This is a genomic window from Streptococcus pseudopneumoniae (assembly GCF_001072665.1).
Lineage (GTDB): Bacteria > Bacillota > Bacilli > Lactobacillales > Streptococcaceae > Streptococcus > Streptococcus pseudopneumoniae_S.
In genome coordinates this window covers 1-24182 of sequence record NZ_JVJI01000067.1, presented here as the reverse complement: position 1 = coordinate 24182, position 24182 = coordinate 1, and the positions used below count along the sequence as shown (strand labels likewise).

The window sequence follows — 24182 nt, the reverse complement described above, 5'->3', positions numbered from 1 at the left end:
GACAGAAGAACCTGTTCAATCAAGTAAGGGTGAAGAACCAGCACCAGTGCTTGAGGTACCTGAGTTCACAGGCGGTGTGAATGAAGTTGAAGCCTTGGTCAATGAACTACCAGCCTACACAGGCCCAGTATCAACAGTAGGCGACCAAACCGCTCCAACAGTAGAGAAGCCTGAGTTCCAAGGTGGTGTGAATGCAGTTATGGCCTTGAAACATGAACTACCAGCTTATACAGGCCCAGTATCAACCTTAGGCGATCAAGCCGTTCCAACAGTAGAGAAACCTGAGTTCAAGGGTGGAGTCAACTCCGTTATGGCCTTGAAACACGAACTACCAGAGTACACAGGTCCATTGTCAATCGTAGGAGAACAACCAACTCCGACGGTAGAGAAACCAGAGTTCCAAGGTGGAGTTAACTCTGTTATGGCCTTGAAACATGAGCTACCAGAGTACACAGGTCAATTATCAACCGTAGGTGACCAACCAGCACCGACAGTAGAAAAACCAGAGTTTAAACTAAGTTCGTTAGAAAAAGCTCAGACTCCAGAAGCACCAGTTCAAGTTATCAAGGAAGACAAGAGATTGCCAGAAACTGGTGAAAAACAGTCAGAAACAGCTATTTTCTTAGCAAGTGTTGGACTAGCCTTATCAGCAGCACTATTAACTGTAAAACGTAAAGAAGATTAGTCTGTACGTCTAATGACTTCCTATTTGTAGATATTAGTCGATGATTAAAAATTGCTTTCTTTTTCAACTATAGTAAGTTGATGGCATCTAAAAACTGGAGAAGACAATCATGGTCTTCTCCAGTTTTATATAGGTGTAAGCAAGAGAGGTGAATTGTGCCCCAAAAGTTAGACAGAAAAATAGTAATCCAAACTGCAAGGTGGGTACCTTTTTGTTGTATAATGGAGTGAGGTGATTAGATGATTTTAAAAATTTATAATGGGGAATATAGTTTACAATGGGATGGAATATACTACTTAGCACTAATTGATTATCCAAATATTCAAGAGTGGGAATTAGAAAAAATTGCTAAATTTATAGCTTACGAAAAACTTCATAAACGTCAAACAAGTATTGAATGTGCTGATTCTTGTTTAAAAAAAGAAATTTTAGATTACATCTGTCAGCATCACTTTCTGCCACCATTTACCCCTACAGATAAAAGAGTAGCCTCGACTTATGATCTACATAAGAGGTTAGTGACTTCGGACTACTGTAGTCATACTACGACTATAGATGTAGCGATTTCTATCTTTAAAACAGGTCAGCTCTTATCTGCTGTGAAAGCCTTTGGGCGAGATGCTGAGGAGTTGGTTTTGGATAGTAGAAATGCTGCATCGGATCCGATAGATTATTTTGACTATGTCATGTTAGGGTGGTCAAATACAAGTTCTGGTTATCGATTAGCGATGGAGCGTTTATTAGGTCGAGCTCCTTCAGAGAAAGAATTACAAGACAAGTTTATTCCTGGAGTGAGTTTTCATTTTATCTATACAGATTTGATTAAAGTTACTGGATATATTTTTGATGGCTACCATGTTGCAAAAATTAAGGACATGTTGAATTTATTTAGTGAGTTGTATATTTGTATTATTCCAACTCATAATAAGAGCCAATTTGAAAATATTATTCCAACTAAAATACAAGATAGGGTGCATTATCTTGACTATGCTGGAGAAGACTTAGAAGAGTGGACTAAGAAAGTCTATCAAGTTGTTTTAAAACAATCAGATAAAGGATAGTTGAGGAAAAACAATGAAAGTGATTGAGCAAGAATTATTAGAAAAAGTTATTATTGAACGTTCTCGTACCAGTCATAAAGGAGACTATGGCCGTTTGCTGTTGCTTGGTGGGACGTATCCTTATGGTGGTGCCATCATCATGGCTGCTTTGGCAGCTGTTAAAAGTGGAGCTGGTTTGGTGACTGTTGGAACAGATCGGGAAAATATCCCAGCTTTGCACAATCATTTACCTGAGGCTATGGCCTTTTCTCTGCAAGACCAGCAATTGTTAAAAGAGCAGTTGGAGAAGGCAGAAGTGGTCTTAGTGGGACCTGGTTTACGAGACGATGCTTTTGGAGAAAATCTAGTAAAACAGGTCTTTGCTAGCTTAAAAAAGAATCAGATTTTGATTGTAGACGGAGGGGCCTTAACTATCATTGCTAGGACAAGTTTGTCGTTTCCATCTAACCAGCTTATCCTAACTCCCCACCAAAAAGAATGGGAAAAGCTGTCTGGTATTGCTATTGAAAAACAAAAGGAAGATACAACATCTAGTGCCCTGACTTCTTTCCCTCAAGGAACAATTTTGGTGGAGAAAGGTCCAGCTACTCGTATTTGGCAAGCTGGCCAGTCTGATTGTTACCAGTTACAGGTTGGCGGTCCCTATCAGGCGACTGGTGGTATGGGAGATACACTAGCTGGAATGATTGCAGGATTTGCAGGCCAATTTCGACAGGCCAGTCTCTACGAACGTGTGGCAGTAGTGACTCATCTTCATTCAGCCATAGCCCAAGAACTATCTCAAGAACATTATGTGGTCTTGCCGACGGAAATCAGCTCTTATCTGCCCAAAATAATGAAAAAAATATCTCAAAAAGGCACCTGATCGTTTCAGGCGCCTTTATATCTTTTAGAAAAAACCTTTAATCTTTCCAACGAGGCCATCTAGACCTTCTGAACCAGAAATCAACTGCTGAGCTTGGGAGAAGTATTCTCCAAGTTGTTCTTGATTTTCTGCAACAAATGTTTTTGCAGCTTCGAAATCTTTTGTTTCGATTAGCTCTTTTACTTGGTTAAACAAATCTAATGGGTTCATCTTATGTCTCCTTTTCTGTATAATACTATTCAAACATTTTATAAAAATTTTTTCAAGCAAAGAGATTTTTCTATCGAAGTTGAGGGGTGTCAAACAGGGCTTTTTTTGATATAATTTTTAATGATGAATTCGAGAAATGATCGGTATGTGGTTGTTGATTTAGAGGCCACTAGCACCGGAAGCAAGGCAAAAATTATTCAAGTGGGTATTGTGGTGATTGAAAATGGTGAAATCGTCGATCAGTATGGGACGGATGTCAATCCTCATGAGCCCTTGGATTCTCATATAAAAGAATTGACAGGTTTGACTGATCAACGGTTGGCAGTTGCTCCAGAGTTTTCACAGGTAGCTGGAAGGATTTTTGAGCTGGTCAAGAATGGTGTTTTTGTCGCGCACAATGTACAGTTTGATGCAAATCTTCTAGCAGAGTACCTATTCTTTGAAGGTTATGAATTGAGAACTCCACGAGTGGATACCGTTGAGTTAGCACAGGTTTTGTACCCTCAGTTTGAAAAGTACAATCTCGGCATTCTCTGTCAAGAGTTAGGGATTAAGTTAGACCACGCCCATACCGCTCTCTCTGATGCACAAGCAACAGCAGAGCTTTTGCTTTTTATGCGTCAAAAACTTTTTCAGTTACCAAAAGGACTTTTAGAAACGTTGTTAAATCTTGCGGATAACCTCCTTTATGAAACTTACTTAGTGATTGAAGAAGTGTATCAGCGACAGTCCCTCCTTTCTTCTCACGATTTGATGGAGTTCCATGGACTCTTTCTAAGAAAGAAAAGTCAGTCTTTAAAACCACGTAAGCTATCAAAGGATTTCACTAAAAATATGTCCTTGTTAGGCTTGGATGAACGTCCTCAGCAAGTTGAATTTGCAGAAAAAGTTGAGCAGTTATTAAAAGAACAGAAAACCGCGTTTATTCAAGCCCAAACGGGACTTGGAAAGACTTATGGTTACCTACTGCCAGCTTTGAGCATGAAAAGTGAAGGAGGCATCCTTGTTAGTGTTCCTACCAAAATCCTTCAAAATCAAATTATGCAAGAAGAAGGAAGTCGATTAAAAGATACTTTTCATATTGATATTCATAGTCTTAAGGGACCTCAAAATTATTTGAAACTCGATAATTTTTATAAAGTACTTCATAGGCCAGAGTCTAACCGCCTATTCACACGCTTTAAAATGCAAGTATTGATTTGGTTAACAGAGACAGAAACAGGTGACTTAGATGAAATCGGGCAGCTGTATCGTTATCAACATTTTATACCTGAATTTGTACATGATGGAAAACTTTCAAAAAAAAGTTTATTTATTTCTGAGGACTTCTGGAAACGCAGTCAAGATAGGGCTAAATCGAGTCGCCTTTTGTTAACCAATCACGCTTATTTGGTAACACGTTTAGAGGACGATCCAGAGTTTGTCAACAATCGCTTGGTAATCATAGATGAAGCTCAAAAAATGCTGATTGCTCTTGAAAACCTCGCCCAAGAGTCTTATCTTCTCGATAATTTAGTAACACAAGTTGAAAAGTCCTTGGAAACAGAAAAAGATCTTATTCAGAGACGGTTGCTTGAGAGTATTGGGTTTGAATGTCGCTATTTGATAAATCAGTTTTACTCAGGACTTAAGAATGACAAGTGGTTGGATTCTCTTGAAAACTTACGCCAGCATTTTTCTGAGTTAAATCTTCCCGAGTATAGAGATATGACGCGCTTTTTTACATCGGACCGTGAATTTTGGCTGGCAACAGCTGAGAAGTCAAGTAAAGATGTGTTAATTTGTTCAAGTAAAAAAGGTCGCTTGCTACTAGCAGATTTATTGCCAGAAGATTGCAGAGTGCTTGGCGTATCTGCCACTCTTGAAATCAGTAATAGAGTTTCTTTAGCGGATTTATTAGGATTTACTGAAGCTCCACTTATTACAGTTGAATCTTTACAACAGAAGCAGCAAGAAGTTCTATTAGTAAATGATTTTCCGTTAGTAACTGAACATTCTCCTTTAGATTATGCAGAAGAGGTTACATCAGTTATCCATTCCTTACAGGTGTTTCAAGAGCCTTTGCTTGTTTTATTTACGTCTAAAGAATTACTGTTAGCAGTGTCAGATTTACTAGACCATCCTCATTTAGCCCAATATAAAAATGGGGAACCCAGTCAGCTGAAGAAACGTTTTGAAAAAGGAGAGCGACAAATCTTACTTGGAACAGGAAGTTTCTGGGAGGGGGTTGATTTTTCTACCCATCCTTGCGTTATTCAAGTAATTCCTCGATTGCCTTTCCAAAATCCCCAAGAACCTTTAACACGAAAATTAAATCATGAATTGCGTCAGGAAGGGAAGAATCCTTTCTATGATTATCAGTTGCCAATGGCCATTATTCGTCTCAAACAGGCTTTGGGTCGAACAATTAGAAAAGAGGAACAAGCTTCCATTGCTGTGATATTGGATAGTCGAATTGTTCATAAACGATATGGTAAACAGATTAGACAAGCTTTAGCGAAGGAAAGAACTATCAGAGAGGTGAATAGAAAACAGATTACCTCTACTGTTATTGATTTCCTCCAAAACAACAAAAATGAAAAATCTAAGAAAGAGAAAAGGTGAATATATGAAACGTTCTCTCGACTCTAGAGTCGATTATAGTTTGCTCCTGCCAGTATTTTTCCTACTGGTTATCGGTGTGGTGGCTATTTATATTGCCGTTAGTCATGATTATCCAAATAATATTTTGCCCATTTTAGGGCAGCAGGTCGCTTGGATTGCCTTGGGACTTGTAATTGGTTTTGTGGTCATGCTCTTCAATACAGAATTTCTTTGGAAGGTGACACCCTTTCTATATATTTTAGGCTTGGGACTTATGGTCTTACCTATCGTCTTTTATAATCCAAGTTTAGTTGCATCAACGGGTGCCAAAAACTGGGTATCGGTAAATGGTGTTACCTTGTTCCAGCCGTCAGAATTTATGAAGATATCCTATATCCTCATGTTGGCCCGTGTGATTGTCCAGTTTACCAAAAAACATAAGGAGTGGAGACGCACAATTCCGCTGGACTTTTTGTTAATTTTTTGGATGATTCTCTTTACCATTCCAGTCCTAGTTCTTTTGGCACTTCAAAGTGACTTAGGGACGGCTTTGGTTTTTGTAGCCATTTTCTCAGGAATCGTTTTATTATCGGGGGTTTCTTGGAAAATTATTATCCCAGTATTTGTAACTGCTGTAACTGGAATTGCTGGTTTCTTAGCTATTTTTATCAGCAAGGACGGTCGGGCTTTTCTCCATCAACTGGGAATGCCGACCTACCAAATCAACCGTATTTTGGCTTGGCTCAATCCATTTGACTTTGCTCAAACAACGACCTATCAGCAGGCTCAAGGACAGATTGCCATTGGAAGCGGTGGCTTGTTTGGACAGGGTTTTAATGCTTCTAATCTGCTTATTCCAGTTCGAGAGTCGGATATGATTTTCACGGTTATAGCAGAAGATTTTGGCTTTATTGGCTCCGTCCTTGTTATCGCCCTTTATCTCATGCTGATTTACCGTATGTTGAAGATTACTCTTAAATCAAATAACCAGTTCTACACCTATATTTCCACAGGTTTGATTATGATGTTACTCTTCCATATCTTTGAGAATATCGGTGCCGTGACAGGTTTGCTTCCTTTGACGGGCATTCCCTTGCCTTTCATTTCTCAAGGAGGATCGGCTATTATCAGTAATCTGATTGGTGTGGGCTTACTTTTATCGATGAGTTACCAGACCAATCTAGCTGAAGAAAAGAGCGGAAAAGTTCCATTCAAGCGGAAAAAGGTTGTTTTAAAACAAATCAAATAAGGAGAAAATCATGGTAAAAGTAGCAGTTATGTTAGCTCAGGGCTTTGAAGAAATTGAAGCTTTGACAGTTGTGGATGTTTTGCGTCGGGCAAATATCACTTGTGATATGGTTGGGTTTGAAGAGCAAGTGACTGGTTCGCATGCAATCCAAGTAAGAGCAGATCGTGTCTTTGAGGGAGATCTATCCGACTATGACATGATTGTCCTTCCTGGCGGAATGCCTGGTTCTGCACATTTACGGGATAATCAGGCCTTGATTCAAGAGTTGCAAAGCTTCGAGCAAAAAGGGAAGAAACTGGCAGCCATTTGTGCGGCACCAATTGCCCTCAATCAAGCAGGGGTATTGAAAAACAAGCAGTACACTTGTTATGATGGCGTCCAAGAGCAAATTCTTGATGGTCACTACGTCAAGGAAACAGTAGTGGTAGATGGTCATTTGACAACCAGTCGAGGCCCCTCAACAGCCCTTGCCTTTGCCTACGAGTTGGTGGAGCAATTAGGAGGAGACGCAGAGACTTTACGAACAGGAATGCTCTATCGAGATGTCTTTGGTAAAAATCAATAAAACGGATCCATAATTTCTAGAGAGTGGTAAATGTTAAAAATATTATATCTCTAGCTATAGAGTTGTATTTTTGAGAAGATGATTCGTCATCTTCTTTTTTATTTCAGTGTTTTTACTTGCGTAAAAAAATTTTTTCTAGTATAATAGTTTATTGTGAGCGAACCTCACTTACCCCTTGCAAAGTCTTGGGGTCATTAGACCAAAAGGAGGAACATATCAATGGCTAAATACGAAATTCTTTATATCATTCGTCCAAACATTGAAGAAGAAGCTAAAAACGCTTTGGTAGCACGTTTTGACTCTATTTTGACTGACAACGGTGCAACTGTTGTTGAATCAAAATCTTGGGAAAAACGCCGTCTTGCATACGAAATCAAAGATTTCCGTGAAGGACTTTACCACATCGTTAACGTTGAAGCAAACGACGATGCAGCTCTTAAAGAGTTTGACCGTCTTTCAAAAATCAACGCTGACATTCTTCGTCACATGATCGTCAAAACTGACGCGTAAGAAGGTAAACTATGATTAACAATGTTGTACTTGTAGGGCGTATGACACGTGACGCTGAGTTGCGTTATACCCCATCAAATGTAGCAGTTGCGACTTTTACTCTTGCAGTAAACCGTACATTTAAGAGTCAAAATGGCGAACGTGAGACTGATTTTATCAATGTCGTTATGTGGCGCCAACAGGCTGAAAACCTTGCTAACTGGGCTAAAAAAGGCTCACTTATCGGGGTGACAGGTCGTATCCAGACTCGTAGTTACGATAACCAGCAAGGACAACGTGTCTACGTGACAGAGGTCGTGGCTGAGAATTTCCAAATGTTGGAAAGCCGTAGTGTGCGTGAGGGTCACACAGGTGGAGCTTATTCTGCACCAAGTTCAAACTATTCAGCACCTACAAATTCAGTACCAGACTTTTCACGTGATGAAAATCCATTTGGAGCAACAAATCCGTTGGATATTTCAGATGATGATTTACCATTCTAATGGACAACTAAAATTATAAAGGAGAAAAAACATGGCTCAACAACGTCGTGGCGGATTCAAACGCCGTAAAAAAGTTGATTACATCGCAGCAAACAAAATTGAATATGTTGATTACAAAGATACTGAGCTTCTTAGCCGTTTCGTTTCAGAACGTGGGAAAATCCTTCCTCGTCGTGTAACAGGAACTTCAGCTAAAAACCAACGTAAAGTAACAACAGCTATCAAACGTGCTCGCGTAATGGCTTTGATGCCTTTCGTAAACGAAGATTAAAGAAAAGACCCGGTTGGGTCTTTTTTTCACGAGCTTTGAAATGAGAATGCGAGTTGGGTCCAGTGGACCTCTTTTTCATGAGCTTGAAAACAAGAAAGCGAATTAAGACCCCGACGGGTCTTTTTTTCACGAGCCTTGAAATGAGAGAGCGAGTTTGGGTCCAGTGGACCTCTTTTTCATGAGCTTGAAAATAAGAAAGCGAATTAAAGCCCGGTTGGTTTTTTTTCACGAGATAGTTTTTTCTGACCTTGGCGTGCTATAATGGTAATAGAAAGAGTAAAGGTGGGTAAGTCAAAGATGAATTGTACGATTAGAAATATGATTAAGTCTGATATTGAATCCTTATCTCATGGATTTATGAATCAAGGTTGGACTGGTAGAGAGGAAATTTTGGCTAGATATTTTCTGGAACAGGAAAGTGGGGAGAGAGAAGTCTTAGTTGCAGAGATTGATGGTGCTGTAGCGGGCTACGTTACCATTTTGCCCTCTGCTAAACATGGTCCTTTTGCAGAAGTATATCCAGAATTATCAGATTTTAATGTGTTTGAGCCTTTTCGAAATCAAGGGATTGGGAATCAACTGCTAGAAGAAGCAGAAAAACGAGTCAAGTTTGTTTCGAGTAAGGTCACTCTTGGTGTAGGTTTGCACTCAGGCTATGGCCCTGCCCAGAGATTGTATATCAAACGAGGCTATATTCCAGATGGGACAGGTGTCTGGTATAGAAATAAACCCTTGGAAATGAATGCAACTAGCCAAAATAATGATGATTTAGTTTTATACTTATCCAAGGACTTACAATAAAACTGGAAACTTTTTGAAAATAGGGGATTTAGCTACTTTATGGTATAATGGAAAGAGTTAGATTGAAAGAGGTAGTGAGATGGATGCCAAATTAAGATACAAGGCAAAGAAAATCAAGATTGTCTTTTTTGATATTGATGATACATTGAGAAATTCTAAGACAGGTTTTATTCCAGCTTCAATCCCAACTGTTTTTAAGCAATTACGTGAGAAAGGAATTTTGACAGGTATTGCTTCTGGACGAGGGATTTTTGGTGTTGTGCCAGAGATTCGTGACCTCAAGCCTGACTTTTTTGTAACCTTAAACGGGGCCTACATTGAAGATAAAAAAGGTCAGGTCATTTATCAACATCAGATTGCCAAAGAAGATGTGGAAGAATATATCTCTTGGGCAAAGCAAGAGGGAGTTGAGTATGGCTTGGTTGGGAGTCATGATGCCAAGTTGTCGACTCGCACCGATATGATTAGTGAAGCGATCAATCCAATTTACCCTGATTTGGCTGTAGATCCTAATTTCCATGAGAAAGAAGATATCTATCAGATGTGGACTTTTGAAGATAAGGGAGATGACTTGCACTTGCCTGACAGTTTCTCAGACAAGCTTCGCATGGTTCGTTGGCATGAGCATTCGTCTGATATTGTGCCGATTTCAGGCTCCAAAGCGACGGGTGTGGAAAAGGTTGTGGAATACCTAGGTTTGAAACCAGAGAACGTCATGGTTTTTGGAGATGGGCTGAATGACTTAGAACTCTTTGATTATGCTGGAATCAGCGTCGCTATGGGAATTTCTCATGATAATATCAAAGAAAAAGCAGATTATATAACAAAAACACTAGAAGAAGATGGCATTTTTGATGCCTTAGAAGGATTTGGTATGGTAGAAAAAGAATTGCATTTCCCACAAGTAGACATTGAAACAGTAGAAGGTCCTATCGCGACTATTAAGACCAATCACGGAGACTTGCGTATCAAGCTCTTCCCTGAACATGCTCCTAAAACAGTGGCTAACTTTGTAGCTCTTTCAAAAGATGGTTACTATGATGGTGTCATTTTCCATCGTATTATCAAGGACTTTATGATTCAAGGTGGAGACCCAACTGGTACTGGTATGGGTGGCGAGTCAATCTACGGCGAATCATTTGAGGATGAATTCTCTGAAGAACTTTACAATATTCGTGGTGCCCTTTCTATGGCCAATGCTGGTCCAAATACCAACGGTAGCCAGTTCTTTATTGTGCAAAATCAACATTTGCCTTATTCTAAGAAAGAAATTGCTCGTGGAGGTTGGCCAGAATCGATTGCGGAAATCTATGCCAACCAAGGAGGAACTCCTCACTTAGACCGCCGTCATACTGTTTTTGGTCAGCTAGCTGATGAAGCTTCTTACGCTGTTTTGGACGCCATTGCTGCTGTTGAGACAGGGGCTATGGACAAGCCAGTTGAAGATGTCGTGATTGAAACAATTGAAATCGAGGACTAGGATGAAAATCGGTGATAAGCTAAAGGGCCGTATTACAGGGATTCAGCCCTACGGTGCCTTTGTTGAGCTAGAAACGGGTGATACGGGGCTGATTCACATTTCAGAGATTCGGACAGGCTTTATTGAAAATATCCAAGAAGCCTTGAAAGTCGATGAAGAGGTTCTGGTTCAGGTGGTGGATTTAGATGAATTTACAGGGAAAGCCAGTCTTTCGATCCGCACTTTGGAGGAAGAAAAGCACCAGTTTCCGAGACGGAGACGCTTTTCAAGCGACCGTTTTAACTATGGCTTTGCGCCTCTCAAACGAATGATGCCAATTTGGACCAAGGAAGCCCTTCAACATTTGAAGAATCAGAAGCACTAGTTAGCAATTACTATCTTTTGTAATGTTAATATAAATTTGCTATAATAGGACCATGGAAGAAGAACAATTATTAAAATCAGGAGAGCGCATTAACCAGCTCTTTTCGACAGATATCAAAATCATTCAAAATAGAGAGGTCTTTAGCTATTCGGTGGATAGTGTTCTCTTGTCACGTTTTCCACGTTTTCCTAAAAAGGGCTTGATAGTGGATTTTTGCGCTGGAAATGGAGCAGTTGGGCTATTTGCTAGCACTCGGACTCAGGCACAGATTTTGGCTGTTGAGATTCAGGAGCGTTTGGCAGATATGGCTGAGCGCTCTGTCCGCTTGAATGGTTTGGAAGAGCAGATGCAGGTCATCTGTGATGATTTGAAAAATATGCCTGCTTACATTCAGGGAAGTAAGGTAGATATGATTTTGTGTAATCCGCCCTATTTCAAGGTGGATCCTCATTCCAATCTGAACGAGAGTGAACATTATCTCTTGGCGCGACATGAAATCACGACCAATTTGCAGGAAATCTGTCGTAGTGCCCAGAGTATTCTTAAATCGAATGGACGCTTGGCCATGGTTCATCGTCCTGATCGGCTTTTAGATATCTTGGACAGCTTACAACGGCATAATCTAGCCCCTAAGCGCCTGCAGTTTGTTTATCCAAAAAGAGAAAAGGAAGCCAATATGCTCTTGATTGAGGCTATCAAGGATGGCTCGACAAGTGGCTTTAAGGTTTTGCCACCTCTCATTGTCCACAATGATGATGGCTCTTATACGCCGGAACTCGAAGAGATTTATTATGGATCATAAGGCTTATATGTACGTGCTGGAGTGTCGTGATGGATCTTACTATACAGGCTATACGACTGATGTGAGAAGACGCCTCGCTGTCCACAATAGTGGGAAGGGAGCCAAATATACACGAGCACGATTGCCAGTCAAACTCATCTATGCTCAAGGTTTTGCCAGTAAGGAAGAAGCCATGTCGGCAGAAGCCCTTCTCAAGCGTAAGAAGAGGCCACAGAAGGAAAGATTTTTATCTGAAAATCAAGATAGAAATTTACTCAGTTATTTTGAAGAATCGTGAGGAGTCCTTTGACTCCTCTTACTTTTGTCAAAAAGCGAAAAAAATGCTACAATAAAGAGAATAAACAAAATGAGGTATTATCATGTCTAAGATTCTAGTATTTGGTCACCAAAATCCAGACTCAGATGCCATCGGGTCATCTGTAGCCTTTGCCTACCTTGCAAAAGAAGCTTACGGTTTGGATACGGAAGCTGTTGCACTTGGAACTCCAAATGAAGAAACAGCCTTTGTCTTGAACTATTTTGGTGTAGAAGCACCGCGTGTTATCACTTCTGCCAAAGCAGAAGGTGCAGAGCAAGTTATCCTAACTGACCACAATGAATTCCAACAATCTGTATCAGATATCGCTGAAGTAGAAGTTTATGGTGTTGTAGACCACCACCGCGTGGCTAACTTTGAAACTGCAAGCCCACTTTACATGCGTTTGGAGCCAGTTGGATCAGCGTCTTCAATCGTTTACCGTATGTTCAAAGAACATGGTGTAGCTGTTCCTAAAGAGATTGCTGGCTTGATGCTTTCAGGTTTGATTTCAGATACCCTTCTTTTGAAATCACCAACAACACATCCAACAGATAAAGTCATTGCTCCTGAATTGGCTGAATTGGCTGGTGTGAACTTGGAAGAATATGGTTTGGCTATGTTGAAAGCTGGTACCAACTTGGCTAGCAAATCTGCTGACGAATTGATTGACATCGATGCTAAAACTTTTGAATTGAACGGAAATAATGTCCGTGTTGCCCAAGTAAACACAGTTGACATCGCTGAAGTTTTAGAACGTCAAGCAGAAATTGAAGCTGCAATGCAAGCCGCCAACGCAACAAATGGTTATTCTGACTTTGTATTGATGATTACAGATATCGTCAACTCAAACTCAGAAATCCTAGCACTTGGTGCTAACATGGACAAGGTCGAAGCGGCTTTCAACTTCAAACTTGAAGACAACCACGCCTTCCTTGCTGGTGCTGTTTCACGTAAGAAACAAGTGGTACCTCAATTGACTGAAAGCTTCAATGCTTAATATTTTGAGTGTCAATTCAAATTAGGAAATTCTAATTTGACTTATATCGAAAGGAGTTTCGGCTCCTTTTTTTCTAGGAGTGAAGCATGTTAGAAAATGGCGATTTGATTTTTGTGAAGGACCTTTCAGATATGGGACAGGCCATCCAGACTTCCACAGGCAACTATAACCATGTTGCCATTTATTTGGATGGGATGATTTATCATGCTAGTAGAAAAGCGGGTGTTATCTGTCAGGAACCAGCAGACTTCTTTGAGTCCAATCATTTGTACGACCTCTATGTTTACCCAGAAATGGATATCCAGTCTGTGAAGGAAAAAGCTTGCAAACATCTAGGAGCACCCTACAATGCTTCTTTCTATCCAGATGGAGAAGGTTTTTACTGTTCCCAGTATATGGCAGAAATCCTCCCCATTTTTGAAACCATTCCCATGAAATTTGAGGATGGGGAGCAGGAGATTAGTGACTTTTGGAGAGAGTATTACAGAGAACTAGGCTTGCCTGTTCCTCTGAACCAAGCTGGGACCAATCCTAGTCAGTTGGCAGCATCGCCTCTGTTAGAATGTAAAGAAAGGAATCTTCATGATTCAGATTTTTAATCCATCTCGTTTGACGAGACAGTCATTTTTTGGAGAATTGATTCGCTATCTGGACCAGCATGATGATGTTATTTTGAGAGAAATTAAGGCTCAATTTCCAGATGTGGCAGTTGATAAACTTATGGAAGAGTATATAAAGGCTGGTTTGATTCGTCGGGAAAATAAGCGTTATTACCTTAATCTTCCTATGCTTGAATCACTCGATAATCTCGAACTGGATCAAGAGATTTTTGTTAGCGAAGATAGTCCGGTCTATCAAGCCTTGTTAGAGCAGAGGTTTGAGACGGAATTACGAAATCAAACCAATGAATCTATTTTAGTTGAAAAGACGGACTTTGCGAGATCAAAAATGACCCTGTCCAATTATTTCTACAAGGTCAAACATCAGTATCCTTTGACAGAAAAACAGCAGGTACTCTATGCTATTTTGGGAGATGTCAATCCTGAGTATGCTCTCAAATATATGACGACTTTTTTGCTAAAATTTCTCAAAAAAGATCAACTGATGCAGAAACGACGTGATATCTTTGTGGACAGTTTAGTAGTCTTGGGCTATATTGTCCAAAATGAAGATGGAAAGTATGAATTGGCCGTCGATTTTGACAAGGAGAGATTAACTTTCTACTTAGCTTGAAATTTTGTTTCTGAGCACATTGTTTGACTTTCCTTAGGATTAAGTATAAACTATATGTAACCGATAACACATATCGGAATAAAACTAAAGGAGACAATCATATGTCACTTGAAAACAAATTGGAACAAGCAACAGGCGCTATCAAAGAAGGATTTGGTAAAGTTACTGGAGATGGTAAGACTGAAGCAGAAGGCGCTGTAGAAAAGACAGTTGCTAAGGCAAAAGAAGTAGTTGAAGATGCTAAAGATGCTGTAGAAGGTGCCGTTGAAGGTTTGAAAAACGCTTTTAAATAAAAATAGAAAAAATCAAGGGTTTCATTTCCCTTGATTTTTTTATCTTATAAATAATTTTCTGCGACGGCTGCATCTCCTGGATAGGCTTCTTTCTTACCTTGGACGATTTGGTAGCAATCGGCTCCCTTACCAGCGATAATCACAGCATCTAATTCTTGACTTGTGATAGCCATCGCTGCCTTGATAGCTTCTTGGCGATCGGCAATCTTTTCAATAGGATGGCTGATATAGCTACTGATTTCATCTGCAATGGCCATTGGGTCTTCATAATTGGGGTCATCAGCAGTCAAAAAGACTTGAATCTCAGGGTGTTGATTGAGGAGGAGGCCAAAGTCCTTACGACGACTTTCTCCCTTATTTCCTGTCGAACCTAAGACCAGAGCAATCTTTCCTGTTTGATGAGTTTCTACAACATTGATTAGTTTTTTCAGACTGTCACCATTGTGGGCATAGTCGATGAAAACCTTGGCTCCATTTTTCTGAGTGAGGACTTCCATACGACCCGGAACACGGGTTGCAGCGATTCCTTTTTTGATGTCTTCAAGACTAGCTCCGAGACGGAGACAAGCAAGTCCGGCAGCGACGGCGTTTTCTTGGTTGAAGTGCCCAATTAACTGGATGTCATAGTCTCCAGCAAGTTTACCCGTAGCTGAAAAACTAAAGGCTTTGGAATTCTCGATTTGGTTATCAGACTGGCTACCGTAGAAATCATGGTCTTGATCATCGACTTGTTCTTTCAAGACAGAAAAGTGGTCCATGTCACTGTTAATGATTACTGCTCGGCTATTTTCCATCAAGAGACGTTTGTGGTAGAAGTAGTCTTCAAAGCTAGGGTGTTCAATCGGGCCGATATGGTCGGGGCTGATATTGAGGAAAACTCCCACATCAAAGGTTAGACCATAGACACGTTTGACCAGATAGGCCTGACTGGATACCTCCATGATGAGGTGAGTACGGTCATTTTGCACAGCTTGATTCATCATGTCAAAGAGGTCAATGCTCTCAGGGGTTGTCAATGCAGACTTAAAGAAAGTCTTGCCATCTAGAGTTGTGTTCATGGTTGAGAGCATAGCCGGTCGATACCCTTGAGATAAGATATTATAAGCGAAATAGGCTGCTGTTGTCTTACCCTTGGTTCCAGTAAAGGCAAGGAGTTTAAGTTTTTCCTGTGGATTGCCATAAAACTCCATAGCTACCAAACTCATGGCTTTCTTGATATCACTGACGATAATAGCAGGAATACCAACCTCATAGTCTTCTTCAGCCACATACCAACCGAGGCCTTGAGAGATGGCAGAAATCAGAAATTCCTTCTTAAAGGCAGCACCCTTGACGAAAAAGAGGCTCTTCTCTTTGGCTTTGCGGCTATCATAGCAGATGGTGTCAAATACGACATGGCTGTAGTTGTAGTGATAATGTCCTTGGTCGATAATCTCACGAAAGAGACCATCTTTCTTTAAAATATCTAATACGGTTTCAATCTTAATCATACTTTCTATTGTAAACCGAAAGTCGTAAATTTACAAGTGACAAGGAAAAGTTTATAATGGAAGATAAGGAATTTTTCCTAGTGATTAAAATTAAATGAGGAATCTATGTCTAACGAAAACAATCACCAGCAGGCCCAGATGTTACGGGGGACTGCTTGGCTAACGGCTAGTAACTTTATCAGTCGTCTACTCGGTGCCATTTATATCATCCCTTGGTATATCTGGATGGGGTCTTATGCGGCTACAGCAAATGGTCTCTTTACCATGGGCTACAATATCTATGCATGGTTCTTGCTGGTTTCAACAGCGGGTATTCCAGTTGCGGTGGCCAAGCAAGTGGCCAAGTACAATACCATGCGAGAAGAAGAGCATAGCTTTGCCCTGATTCGGAGTTTTTTGGGCTTTATGACTGGACTAGGTCTGGTTTTTGCTTTAGTCTTGTATGTCTTTGCTCCTTGGCTAGCAGATTTGTCGGGTGTAGGGGAAGACCTGATCCCAATCATGCAGAGCTTGGCTTGGGCGGTCTTGATTTTCCCATCTATGAGTGTGATTCGAGGCTTCTTCCAAGGGATGAATAACCTGAAACCTTATGCCATGAGCCAAATCGCTGAGCAGGTCATTCGTGTTATCTGGATGCTCTTAGCTACCTTTATCATTATGAAAATGGGTTCAGGAGATTATCTAGCAGCGGTTACCCAATCCACCTTTGCTGCCTTTGTCGGCATGGTAGCTAGTTTTGCAGTTTTGATCTATTTCCTTGCCAAAGAAGGTTTACTTAAAAGAGTCCTTGAAACAGGAGATAAGATAAACAGCAAGCGTCTTTTGGTCGACACCATTAAGGAAGCCATTCCTTTTATCCTGACAGGGTCTGCTATCCAGCTTTTCCAGATTTTGGACCAGATGACCTTTATCAATAGTATGAGTTGGTTTACCAACTATAGTAATGAAGACTTGGTTGTCATGTTTTCTTATTTCTCTGCTAATCCTAATAAAATCACTATGATTTTAATTTCCTTAGGAGTTTCGATTGGTGGTGTAGGCTTGCCACTTTTGACCGAAAACTATGTGAAAGGTGATTTGAGGTCTGCCTCTAAATTGATTCAAGATAATCTAACGATGCTTCTATTGTTTCTTTTTCCTGCAACAGTGGGAGTGGTCATGGTCGGTGAACCTATTTATACCATATTTTACGGGAAGCCAGATGGTTTGGCATTAGGTTTGTTTATCTTTGCGGTCTTGCAGTCAACCATTTTGGGTGTATATATGGTTTTGTCACCAATGCTTCAGGCTATGTTCCATAACCGTAAAGCAATCCGTTACTTTTTCTATGGTTCGGTTGCTAAGCTAGTCTTGCAATTACCAACAATTTATCTTTTTCACAGTTATGGTCCTTTGATTTCAACATCAATCGCTCTTATCATCCCCATTATATTCATTTATCGTGAACTATGTAGGGTAACAGGAATGAGAGGTAATGTGGTATTTAGGAGAACAATTTTAATCAGTTTGTTAACTCTTGTTATGTTTATTGGCGTAGGTGCCATACAGTGGATACTGGGATTTGTCTTCCAACCAAGTGGGCGTTTGTGGAGCTTCCTTTATGTAGCCCTTGTCGGTACCATGGGTGGAGGAGCTTATGGAATTATGAGCCTCCGTACCCGTTTATTGGATAAGGTTATTGGAAAAGCTCAAGCAGATCGCTTACGAATCAAATTAAAGTTAACTTAAAAAATATTTATAAATAAAAGGGATAAATTGAACATTTCTACCATAAAATGTTCAATTTATTCTCTTTTTTATTAATTTGTAGAATAATAGCTAAAGTTTGTAGATGGTAATTTAATTTTTCTTAAATTTTACTTAAAAATCTATTGACTAAATAAAACTCAAGTTGTATAATAAGACAAATATTTAAATCAGGAGGTTCTGAAGATGAAAAAGTCTAAAGCCAAGTATGCAACGCTTGCAGGTGTCGTATTAAGTGCAGGTATTTTATTAAGCGCGTGTGGAAATTCCAGCACAGCGTCAAAAACATATAACTATGTTTATACTAGTGATCCGTCTAGTTTGAATTATCTAGCAGAAAACCGTGCAACAACTAATGATATCGTGGTTAATTTGGTAGATGGGCTCATGGAAAATGACCAGTATGGGAACTATATCCCATCCTTGGCAGAGGATTGGAGTGTATCCAAGGATGGTCTGACCTATACCTACAAACTGCGTAAAGATGCTAAATGGTATACTGCAGATGGAGATGAATATGCTCCTGTAACTGCCCAAGATTTTGTAACTGGCTTGAAATATGCGGCTGATAAAAAATCAGAAGCCTTGTACTTGGTGCAAGAATCCGTTGCTGGTTTAGATGACTATATCACTGGTAAAACAACAGACTTTTCAACTGTTGGAGTTAAAGCACTTGACGACCAAACGGTTCAATATACCTTGACACGACCAGAATCTTACTGGAATTCAAAAACAACGTCAACCATTCTCTTCCCAGTCAATGCTGATTTCTTGAAATCAAAAGGGGATGATTTTGGGAAGGTAGACCCATCTAGTATTTTGTACAATGGACCTTTCTTGATGAAATCCTTTGTTTCAAAATCTGTCATCGAATTCAAGAAAAATCCTAGCTACTGGGATGCTAAAAATGTCTTTGTAGATGATGTGAAATTGGCCTATTATGATGGTAGTGACCAAGATGCACTAGCTCGTAACTTTGTCGAGGGAGCTTATAGTTATGCTCGCCTTTATCCAAATAGTTCAAGCTTTGAAGGAATTAAAGAAAAGAATAAGGACAATATCATCTATAGCTTGCAAGATGCTACTTCTTACTTCTTAAACTTTAACCTAGATAGAAAATCTTATAAATTCACTTCAAAAACAAGTGATGCTGAAAAGAAATCGACTCAAGAAGCGGTTCTTAACAAAAACTTCCGTCAAGCCATCAACTTTGCATATGATCGTACAGCTTACGGGGCTCAATCTCAGGGAGAAGATGGTGCAACTAAGATTTTGCGTAACCTAGTCGTTCCTCCAAACTTCGTAAGTATCAACGGAAAAGACTTTGGTGAAGTAGTAGCCTCTAAGATGGTGAATTATGGTAAGGAATGGCAAGGAATCAACTTTGCGGATGCCCAAGATCCATACTACAATGCTGAAAAAGCTAAAGCTAAATTTGCAGAGGCTAAGAAAGAACTCCAAGCTAAAGGAGTCCAATTCCCTATTCACTTGGACATGACAGTTGACCAAGCTGCTAAAAAGGGTGTCCAAGAGGCAAACTCTATGAAGCAATCTATTGAAGCAGCCTTAGGTGCAGATAATGTTGTAATTGATATTCAACAACTCTCCACTGAAGACTATGATAGTACAAGCTATCTGGCTCAGACTGCTGCTCAGAAAGATTACGATCTATATAACGGTGGTTGGGGATCTGACTATCAAGATCCATCAACTTATCTTGATATTTTCAATGTGAAGAGCGGTGGAGTGTTGCAAAATCTGGGTATAGAGCCTGGTGAATCTAATGATAAGGCTAAGGCTGTTGGACTGGATATCTACACTCAAATGCTGGAAGAAGCCAATAAGGAGCAAGATCTTGCAAAACGCTATGAAAAGTATGCTGAGATCCAAGCATGGTTGGTAGATAGCGCTTTAGCGATTCCAAATATTTCTAAGGGGGGAACACCAGTATTGAGAAAAACAGTTCCTTTCTCAGAACCATATTCATTAGCTGGTAATAAAGGAATCGAATCCTATAAATACCTCAAAGTACAAGATAAAACAGTCACAAAAGATGAATATGAAAAAGCTAAAGAAAAATGGCTGAAAGAAAAAGAAGAATCCAATAAAAAAGCCCAAGAAGAATTGGCAAAACATGTAAAATAAGGATTTTTCAAGAAAAACGATGGTTTCGAAAGAAGCTGTCGTTTTTTATATAGTTTGAAACTATAACTAGCTCTTGAAAAGAAGAAAATGAGTTGATGAAAATAAGTGGTACAATAGTTACTATAGATTTGGAGGTATTGTATGAGCAAGGAATTACACATTAACACAATTTTGGCCCAGGCGGGTATCAAGTCAGATGAAGCGACAGGAGCTTTGGTGACACCGATTCATTTTTCGACGACTTATCAGCACCCAGAGTTTGGTCAGTCTACTGGATTTGACTATACGCGCACCAAAAACCCAACTCGCAGTAAGGCGGAAGAAGTCTTGGCGGCTATTGAGTCCGCAGACTATGCCCTAGCGACTAGCTCAGGTATGTCAGCTATTGTACTGGCCTTTAGCGTCTTTCCAGTAGGAAGTAAGGTCTTGGCTGTCCGTGACCTTTATGGTGGTTCTTTCCGCTGGTTCAACCAAGTGGAGCAGGAAGGCCGTTTCCATTTTACCTATGCCAATACAGAAGAAGAGTTGATTGCCGAGTTAGAAAAGGACGTGGATGTTCTCTATATCGAAACCCCAACCAATCCCTTGATGTTGGAATTTGATATCGAAAAACTAGCCAAATTGGCTCATGCTAAGGGTGCCAAAGTGGTGGTAGACAATACCTTCTACAGCCCTATCTACCAACGTCCGATTGAAGATGGAGCAGATATCGTTCTCCATTCAGCAACCAAGTATCTAGCAGGTCACAATGATGTTTTGGCTGGAGTGGTTGTGACCAATAGTTTAGAACTATACGAGAAACTCTTTTACAATCTCAATACGACAGGGGCAGTCTTGTCTCCATTTGACAGTTATCAATTGATTCGTGGTCTCAAGACCTTGTCTCTTCGTATGGAGCGCTCAACAGCCAATGCCCAAGAAGTGGTTGCCTTTTTGAAGGATTCTCTAGCAGTTAAGGAAGTTCTCTACACTGGTCGTGGAGGTATGATTTCCTTTAAAGTGGCGGATGAAACACGCATTCCACATATCTTGAATAGCCTCAAGGTTTTCTCTTTTGCCGAAAGTTTGGGTGGGGTAGAAAGTCTCATTACTTATCCAACGACGCAAACTCATGCTGATATTCCAGCAGAAGTGCGCCATTCTTATGGTTTGACAGATGACCTATTGCGTTTGTCGATTGGGATTGAGGATGCTAGAGATTTGATTGCAGATTTGCGCCAAGCCTTAGAAGGATAAGATAAAGATGGGAAAATATGATTTTACAAGCCTGCCCAACCGTTTAGGGCACCATACCTATAAATGGAAAGAAGCAGAAACGGATAGTGAAATCCTACCAGCTTGGATAGCGGATATGGACTTTGTAGTCTTGCCTGAAATCCGCCAAGCTGTGCAAACTTACGCTGATCAACTGGTTTATGGCTATACCTATGCCAGTGAAGAGTTAATTAAGGAAGTTCAAAAGTGGGAAGCAACACAACACGGTTACCACTTTGACAAAGAGGCTCTTGTCTTTATCGAGGGTGTGGTACCAGCCATCTCAACAGCTATTCAAGCCTTTACAAAAGAAGGCGAGGCAGTTCTGATTAACACACCAGTTTACCCACCTTTTGCTCGCAGTGTCAAGTTGAATAACCGCAGATTGATTACCAATTCTTTGGTGGAAAAGGATGGTCTGTTTGAGATTGACTTTGACCAATTGGAGAAGGATTTGGTAGAAGAGGATGTGAAACTCTATATCCTCTGCAACCCTCATAATCCTGGTGGACGTGTGTGGGAAAAGGAAGTGTTGGAGAAGATTGGCCAGCTCTGTCAAAAACATAGTGTTTTCTTGGTTTCAGATGAGATTCACCAAGATTTGGCCCTCTTTGGTCACAAACACCATTCTTTCAATACCATTAATCCTGCCTTTAAAGAATTTGCTATCGTCTTAAGCAGTGCTACTAAAACTTTTAACATCGCTGGAACAAAAAATTCCTATGCAGTCATTGAAAATCCTAAGTTGAGAGTGGCTTACCAGAAACGCCAGTTGGCTAATAATCAACATGAAATTTCAGGCTTGGGTTATCTGGCGACAGAAGCTGCTTATCGCTATGGGAAGGATTGGCTAGAGGAACTCAAGCAAGTCTTTGAAGACCATATTAATTATGTGGTAGATTTATTTGGAAAAGAGACTAAAATCAAGGTCATGAAGCCGCAAGGAACCTACTTGATTTGGCTTGATTTTTCAGCCTATGACCTGACTGATGAAAGATTGCAAGAGCTGTTGAGAAATGAAGCCAAGGTTATCCTCAACCGTGGTTTGGATTTTGGAGAGGAAGGGAGTCTCCATGCCCGTCTCAATGTAGCTATGCCTAAATCTCTACTGCAAGAAGTGTGTCAGCGGATTGTGACAACTTTTGCCAAACGTTAAAAATCGTTTTTATTATTTTTTAAATATTTTTAAAAAATATTTTCACTTATAAAACACAATAGATAGAGGTCTTGAAGACCTCTATCTATATCTTGTGTTCTTGTGTCTAAAAATAGCACTATATATGGAGTTTTTTGGTTAAAAAAGATTGGAGCTACTACATTTGGTGGTATGGAAAGGGGGTTTACAAAAAATAGGGATTAGGCTATAATAATTGTACAAGAACTCCCAAGGCTCCCTTTGATTAATCAATCAAATAGTTTTGTGAGGCTTTTTTTTTAGGGTGAATGATGAATACAACTGATGAAAAGATTAAGGTAAAAAATATTTCTGTCAAATATTATGCACTAGCCCCTGATAAAAACTCTTCAATGAAAGAATTTCTTGAATTTGATAAGTTGAAGAAGAAGCTTGCTAGACCAGTAAAGAAAACAGGTGCTAAAGTAATAATTAATGAGTCTGATGAGGCTTTCGCTAAACAGTTCCTTTTTCAGACAAATTATTATGATTTTTCAATATACAGAAAGTGTTTACCGAAACGAGAAGATACTACTTTTTCTTTTCAAGACTGTATTGAACTTTATGAATTCAATTCATTTTTGAGAGAAAATTTGATGAAATTTACTGGTAAAATAGAATTGTTAATCAAATCTTCTATTATCCATACTTTATGTAGTAATTATGAAGGGAATTTACAAAAAGGCGAGTGCTATTTAGATAAATCAATTTATAAAAATGAAAATGATTATCAGGAATTTATTGAAAGAATTGGAATGAGATTATTTGAATTAAAAGCTAAATCTCTTCCAATAAGTCACCATGTGAGTAATAAAGATTGCAAGTTTCCTTTTTGGGTTGTTGTACCTGAGCTGACTTTTGGAGAAACAACTAAAATAATTGAGCAGTTGAATGATAAATTTTATAGTTTATGGGTTGAAGAGTTGTTTCTTAGTAATGATTATTATAAAAATGATGCTAACATGCAGGACCATATTATATCTGCAAGTAAAAGTTGGATTTCTGCCACATGGTTTATTAGGAATGTTTGTGCACATTATGGCAGATTATACGCACGTAACTTTAATGTGGGTGTTCCAAGATTCTATACACCAGTTTTGCGGAAGATAAAAATGTATGGGAAGAAACAAGGAGATAATAAAGACTTATTTGCCTATATGCTGGCAATAAAACAAATTCTTATTTGTCATAATTCAAGCATTCATGATGAGTGGGATACCTTTATTAACGAAATTGAAAGAAAATTTATGACTAGCAGTATCATAGAAAAAACTAAAATTGGTTTTCCGGAATGCTGGAAGGATTGTTTAATAATTAAAAATGTGAATTTAAGCCAAATTGATGAAAGTAAAATTCATAATGGCGTTCTTAATAAACTGTTATTGTTTTTGAAAAAATTTTATATAAAGTTCTGAAAGTACTTAGTAAAAATATGAATGAATTATATAGTAATTTCCACAAAAATACCATAATTGGTAAATTCAGCTAAAATCAGATATTTTTAAATAGTAAAATTGTTGATTGCATGCTATTTTAATTGATATAAAAACATTGAGTTAGAACTCAAAATCCAGTGTCCGCAAGGACGTGCCGGTTCGACCCCGGCCGCCGGTATAGTATAGAG

Annotated in this window: 25 protein-coding genes; 23 read left to right on the top strand and 2 right to left on the bottom strand. The window is 39.5% G+C overall.

Annotated elements, in window-relative coordinates; genetic code table 11:
- The 3 genes from ADH52_RS04365 to ADH52_RS04355 all read left to right on the top strand — a co-directional run.
- The coding region (locus ADH52_RS04365) for an SIALI-17 repeat-containing surface protein (protein WP_049510318.1) at nucleotides 1-685 on the top strand (685 nt) is incomplete at its 5' end.
- Between the two features lie 239 nt (nucleotides 686-924).
- Nucleotides 925-1746 carry a hypothetical protein gene (locus ADH52_RS04360; RefSeq protein ID WP_049510316.1) on the top strand — a complete coding sequence of 274 codons (822 nt, stop codon included), beginning with the start codon at nucleotides 925-927 and terminating at the stop codon, nucleotides 1744-1746.
- A gap of 13 nt (nucleotides 1747-1759) precedes the next feature.
- A complete protein-coding gene (locus ADH52_RS04355) occupies nucleotides 1760-2611 on the top strand; it encodes an NAD(P)H-hydrate dehydratase (protein WP_049510314.1) in 852 nt (283 codons plus the stop codon).
- A gap of 24 nt (nucleotides 2612-2635) precedes the next feature.
- Here ADH52_RS04355 and ADH52_RS04350 read toward each other — a convergent pair whose 3' ends face one another.
- Entirely contained in the window at nucleotides 2636-2821 is a 186-nt protein-coding gene (locus ADH52_RS04350) for a hypothetical protein (RefSeq protein WP_001068558.1), read from the bottom strand.
- A 123-nt stretch (nucleotides 2822-2944) separates the two neighbouring features.
- Here ADH52_RS04350 and ADH52_RS04345 point away from each other — a divergent pair, with 123 nt between their 5' ends.
- The 15 genes from ADH52_RS04345 to ADH52_RS04275 all read left to right on the top strand — a co-directional run bounded on the left by ADH52_RS04345 (nucleotide 2945) and on the right by ADH52_RS04275 (nucleotide 14749).
- The gene (locus tag ADH52_RS04345) at nucleotides 2945-5425 is read left to right on the top strand and encodes a bifunctional DnaQ family exonuclease/ATP-dependent helicase (protein ID WP_049510320.1); all 2481 of its coding nucleotides are present in this window, start codon (nucleotides 2945-2947) and stop codon (nucleotides 5423-5425) included.
- Between the two features lie 4 nt (nucleotides 5426-5429).
- Nucleotides 5430-6653: an FtsW/RodA/SpoVE family cell cycle protein gene (locus ADH52_RS04340; RefSeq protein ID WP_049510311.1), complete on the top strand. Its 1224-nt coding sequence runs from the start codon at nucleotides 5430-5432 to the stop codon at nucleotides 6651-6653.
- A gap of 10 nt (nucleotides 6654-6663) precedes the next feature.
- On the top strand, nucleotides 6664-7218 hold the full coding sequence (locus ADH52_RS04335; protein ID WP_049510309.1) for a DJ-1 family glyoxalase III: 555 nt from the start codon (nucleotides 6664-6666) through the stop codon (nucleotides 7216-7218).
- 219 nt (nucleotides 7219-7437) lie between these two features.
- Nucleotides 7438-7728 carry a 30S ribosomal protein S6 gene (gene rpsF / locus ADH52_RS04330; protein WP_001151778.1) on the top strand — a complete coding sequence of 97 codons (291 nt, stop codon included), beginning with the start codon at nucleotides 7438-7440 and terminating at the stop codon, nucleotides 7726-7728.
- An 11-nt stretch (nucleotides 7729-7739) separates the two neighbouring features.
- On the top strand, nucleotides 7740-8210 hold the full coding sequence (gene ssbA / locus ADH52_RS04325; RefSeq protein WP_049510307.1) for a single-stranded DNA-binding protein SsbA: 471 nt from the start codon (nucleotides 7740-7742) through the stop codon (nucleotides 8208-8210).
- A 31-nt stretch (nucleotides 8211-8241) separates the two neighbouring features.
- A complete protein-coding gene (rpsR, locus tag ADH52_RS04320; protein WP_000068664.1) occupies nucleotides 8242-8481 on the top strand; it encodes a 30S ribosomal protein S18 in 240 nt (79 codons plus the stop codon).
- A 297-nt stretch (nucleotides 8482-8778) separates the two neighbouring features.
- Nucleotides 8779-9282, top strand: a complete 504-nt coding sequence (locus ADH52_RS04315; RefSeq protein WP_049510305.1) for a GNAT family N-acetyltransferase — start codon at nucleotides 8779-8781, stop codon at nucleotides 9280-9282.
- Between the two features lie 79 nt (nucleotides 9283-9361).
- Nucleotides 9362-10762: a bifunctional Cof-type HAD-IIB family hydrolase/peptidylprolyl isomerase gene (locus ADH52_RS04310; RefSeq protein WP_049510303.1), complete on the top strand. Its 1401-nt coding sequence runs from the start codon at nucleotides 9362-9364 to the stop codon at nucleotides 10760-10762.
- A 1-nt stretch (nucleotide 10763) separates the two neighbouring features.
- Nucleotides 10764-11126, top strand: a complete 363-nt coding sequence (locus tag ADH52_RS04305; RefSeq protein WP_020902234.1) for a S1 RNA-binding domain-containing protein — start codon at nucleotides 10764-10766, stop codon at nucleotides 11124-11126.
- Between the two features lie 52 nt (nucleotides 11127-11178).
- Nucleotides 11179-11928 carry a tRNA1(Val) (adenine(37)-N6)-methyltransferase gene (locus ADH52_RS04300; RefSeq protein ID WP_000390777.1) on the top strand — a complete coding sequence of 250 codons (750 nt, stop codon included), beginning with the start codon at nucleotides 11179-11181 and terminating at the stop codon, nucleotides 11926-11928.
- Nucleotides 11918-12205 carry a GIY-YIG nuclease family protein gene (locus ADH52_RS04295; RefSeq protein WP_033689123.1) on the top strand — a complete coding sequence of 96 codons (288 nt, stop codon included), beginning with the start codon at nucleotides 11918-11920 and terminating at the stop codon, nucleotides 12203-12205. The genes ADH52_RS04300 and ADH52_RS04295 overlap by 11 nt, the downstream gene beginning before the upstream one ends.
- 82 nt (nucleotides 12206-12287) lie before the next feature.
- Nucleotides 12288-13223, top strand: a complete 936-nt coding sequence (locus ADH52_RS04290) for a manganese-dependent inorganic pyrophosphatase (protein WP_049510299.1) — start codon at nucleotides 12288-12290, stop codon at nucleotides 13221-13223.
- Between the two features lie 86 nt (nucleotides 13224-13309).
- Nucleotides 13310-13822 carry a YiiX/YebB-like N1pC/P60 family cysteine hydrolase gene (locus ADH52_RS04285; RefSeq protein WP_049510297.1) on the top strand — a complete coding sequence of 171 codons (513 nt, stop codon included), beginning with the start codon at nucleotides 13310-13312 and terminating at the stop codon, nucleotides 13820-13822.
- Nucleotides 13806-14456, top strand: coding sequence for a DUF1803 domain-containing protein (locus ADH52_RS04280; protein WP_049510295.1), 651 nt, complete (start codon nucleotides 13806-13808; stop codon nucleotides 14454-14456). Before ADH52_RS04285 ends, ADH52_RS04280 begins: the two co-directional genes overlap by 17 nt.
- A gap of 101 nt (nucleotides 14457-14557) precedes the next feature.
- Nucleotides 14558-14749 carry a CsbD family protein gene (locus ADH52_RS04275; RefSeq protein WP_049488510.1) on the top strand — a complete coding sequence of 64 codons (192 nt, stop codon included), beginning with the start codon at nucleotides 14558-14560 and terminating at the stop codon, nucleotides 14747-14749.
- A gap of 44 nt (nucleotides 14750-14793) precedes the next feature.
- Here the strand turns inward: ADH52_RS04275 and ADH52_RS04270 are convergent, their stop codons facing one another.
- Nucleotides 14794-16239, bottom strand: coding sequence for a UDP-N-acetylmuramoyl-L-alanyl-D-glutamate--L-lysine ligase (locus ADH52_RS04270; protein ID WP_049510293.1), 1446 nt, complete (start codon nucleotides 16237-16239; stop codon nucleotides 14794-14796).
- Between the two features lie 105 nt (nucleotides 16240-16344).
- Here ADH52_RS04270 and ADH52_RS04265 point away from each other — a divergent pair, with 105 nt between their 5' ends.
- The 5 genes from ADH52_RS04265 to ADH52_RS04245 all read left to right on the top strand — a co-directional run bounded on the left by ADH52_RS04265 (nucleotide 16345) and on the right by ADH52_RS04245 (nucleotide 23973).
- The gene (locus tag ADH52_RS04265; RefSeq protein ID WP_049510291.1) at nucleotides 16345-17967 is read left to right on the top strand and encodes a putative polysaccharide biosynthesis protein; all 1623 of its coding nucleotides are present in this window, start codon (nucleotides 16345-16347) and stop codon (nucleotides 17965-17967) included.
- A 204-nt stretch (nucleotides 17968-18171) separates the two neighbouring features.
- Nucleotides 18172-20130 carry a peptide ABC transporter substrate-binding protein gene (locus ADH52_RS04260; RefSeq protein WP_049510289.1) on the top strand — a complete coding sequence of 653 codons (1959 nt, stop codon included), beginning with the start codon at nucleotides 18172-18174 and terminating at the stop codon, nucleotides 20128-20130.
- Nucleotides 20131-20271: 141 nt separating this feature from the next.
- Nucleotides 20272-21366, top strand: a complete 1095-nt coding sequence (locus ADH52_RS04255) for a cystathionine gamma-synthase (protein WP_049510286.1) — start codon at nucleotides 20272-20274, stop codon at nucleotides 21364-21366.
- Between the two features lie 7 nt (nucleotides 21367-21373).
- On the top strand, nucleotides 21374-22540 hold the full coding sequence (locus tag ADH52_RS04250; protein WP_049510284.1) for a MalY/PatB family protein: 1167 nt from the start codon (nucleotides 21374-21376) through the stop codon (nucleotides 22538-22540).
- Between the two features lie 290 nt (nucleotides 22541-22830).
- On the top strand, nucleotides 22831-23973 hold the full coding sequence (locus tag ADH52_RS04245) for an Abi family protein (protein ID WP_049510282.1): 1143 nt from the start codon (nucleotides 22831-22833) through the stop codon (nucleotides 23971-23973).
- Nucleotides 23974-24182: the final 209 nt, after the last annotated feature.

Excerpts from the sequence above, each read along its gene's own strand:
- ADH52_RS04360 (WP_049510316.1), top strand. The coding sequence starts at position 925 with ATGATTTTAAAAATTTATAATGGGGAATATAGTTTACAATGGGATGGA.
- ADH52_RS04355 (WP_049510314.1), top strand. The coding sequence starts at position 1,760 with ATGAAAGTGATTGAGCAAGAATTATTAGAAAAAGTTATTATTGAACGT.
- ADH52_RS04350 (WP_001068558.1), bottom strand. The coding sequence starts at position 2,821 with ATGAACCCATTAGATTTGTTTAACCAAGTAAAAGAGCTAATCGAAACA.
- ADH52_RS04345 (WP_049510320.1), top strand. The coding sequence starts at position 2,945 with ATGAATTCGAGAAATGATCGGTATGTGGTTGTTGATTTAGAGGCCACT.
- ADH52_RS04340 (WP_049510311.1), top strand. The coding sequence starts at position 5,430 with ATGAAACGTTCTCTCGACTCTAGAGTCGATTATAGTTTGCTCCTGCCA.
- ADH52_RS04335 (WP_049510309.1), top strand. The coding sequence starts at position 6,664 with ATGGTAAAAGTAGCAGTTATGTTAGCTCAGGGCTTTGAAGAAATTGAA.
- rpsF (WP_001151778.1), top strand. The coding sequence starts at position 7,438 with ATGGCTAAATACGAAATTCTTTATATCATTCGTCCAAACATTGAAGAA.
- ssbA (WP_049510307.1), top strand. The coding sequence starts at position 7,740 with ATGATTAACAATGTTGTACTTGTAGGGCGTATGACACGTGACGCTGAG.
- rpsR (WP_000068664.1), top strand. The coding sequence starts at position 8,242 with ATGGCTCAACAACGTCGTGGCGGATTCAAACGCCGTAAAAAAGTTGAT.
- ADH52_RS04315 (WP_049510305.1), top strand. The coding sequence starts at position 8,779 with ATGAATTGTACGATTAGAAATATGATTAAGTCTGATATTGAATCCTTA.
- ADH52_RS04310 (WP_049510303.1), top strand. The coding sequence starts at position 9,362 with ATGGATGCCAAATTAAGATACAAGGCAAAGAAAATCAAGATTGTCTTT.
- ADH52_RS04305 (WP_020902234.1), top strand. The coding sequence starts at position 10,764 with ATGAAAATCGGTGATAAGCTAAAGGGCCGTATTACAGGGATTCAGCCC.
- ADH52_RS04300 (WP_000390777.1), top strand. The coding sequence starts at position 11,179 with ATGGAAGAAGAACAATTATTAAAATCAGGAGAGCGCATTAACCAGCTC.
- ADH52_RS04295 (WP_033689123.1), top strand. The coding sequence starts at position 11,918 with ATGGATCATAAGGCTTATATGTACGTGCTGGAGTGTCGTGATGGATCT.
- ADH52_RS04290 (WP_049510299.1), top strand. The coding sequence starts at position 12,288 with ATGTCTAAGATTCTAGTATTTGGTCACCAAAATCCAGACTCAGATGCC.
- ADH52_RS04285 (WP_049510297.1), top strand. The coding sequence starts at position 13,310 with ATGTTAGAAAATGGCGATTTGATTTTTGTGAAGGACCTTTCAGATATG.
- ADH52_RS04280 (WP_049510295.1), top strand. The coding sequence starts at position 13,806 with ATGATTCAGATTTTTAATCCATCTCGTTTGACGAGACAGTCATTTTTT.
- ADH52_RS04275 (WP_049488510.1), top strand. The coding sequence starts at position 14,558 with ATGTCACTTGAAAACAAATTGGAACAAGCAACAGGCGCTATCAAAGAA.
- ADH52_RS04270 (WP_049510293.1), bottom strand. The coding sequence starts at position 16,239 with ATGATTAAGATTGAAACCGTATTAGATATTTTAAAGAAAGATGGTCTC.
- ADH52_RS04265 (WP_049510291.1), top strand. The coding sequence starts at position 16,345 with ATGTCTAACGAAAACAATCACCAGCAGGCCCAGATGTTACGGGGGACT.
- ADH52_RS04260 (WP_049510289.1), top strand. The coding sequence starts at position 18,172 with ATGAAAAAGTCTAAAGCCAAGTATGCAACGCTTGCAGGTGTCGTATTA.
- ADH52_RS04255 (WP_049510286.1), top strand. The coding sequence starts at position 20,272 with ATGAGCAAGGAATTACACATTAACACAATTTTGGCCCAGGCGGGTATC.
- ADH52_RS04250 (WP_049510284.1), top strand. The coding sequence starts at position 21,374 with ATGGGAAAATATGATTTTACAAGCCTGCCCAACCGTTTAGGGCACCAT.
- ADH52_RS04245 (WP_049510282.1), top strand. The coding sequence starts at position 22,831 with ATGAATACAACTGATGAAAAGATTAAGGTAAAAAATATTTCTGTCAAA.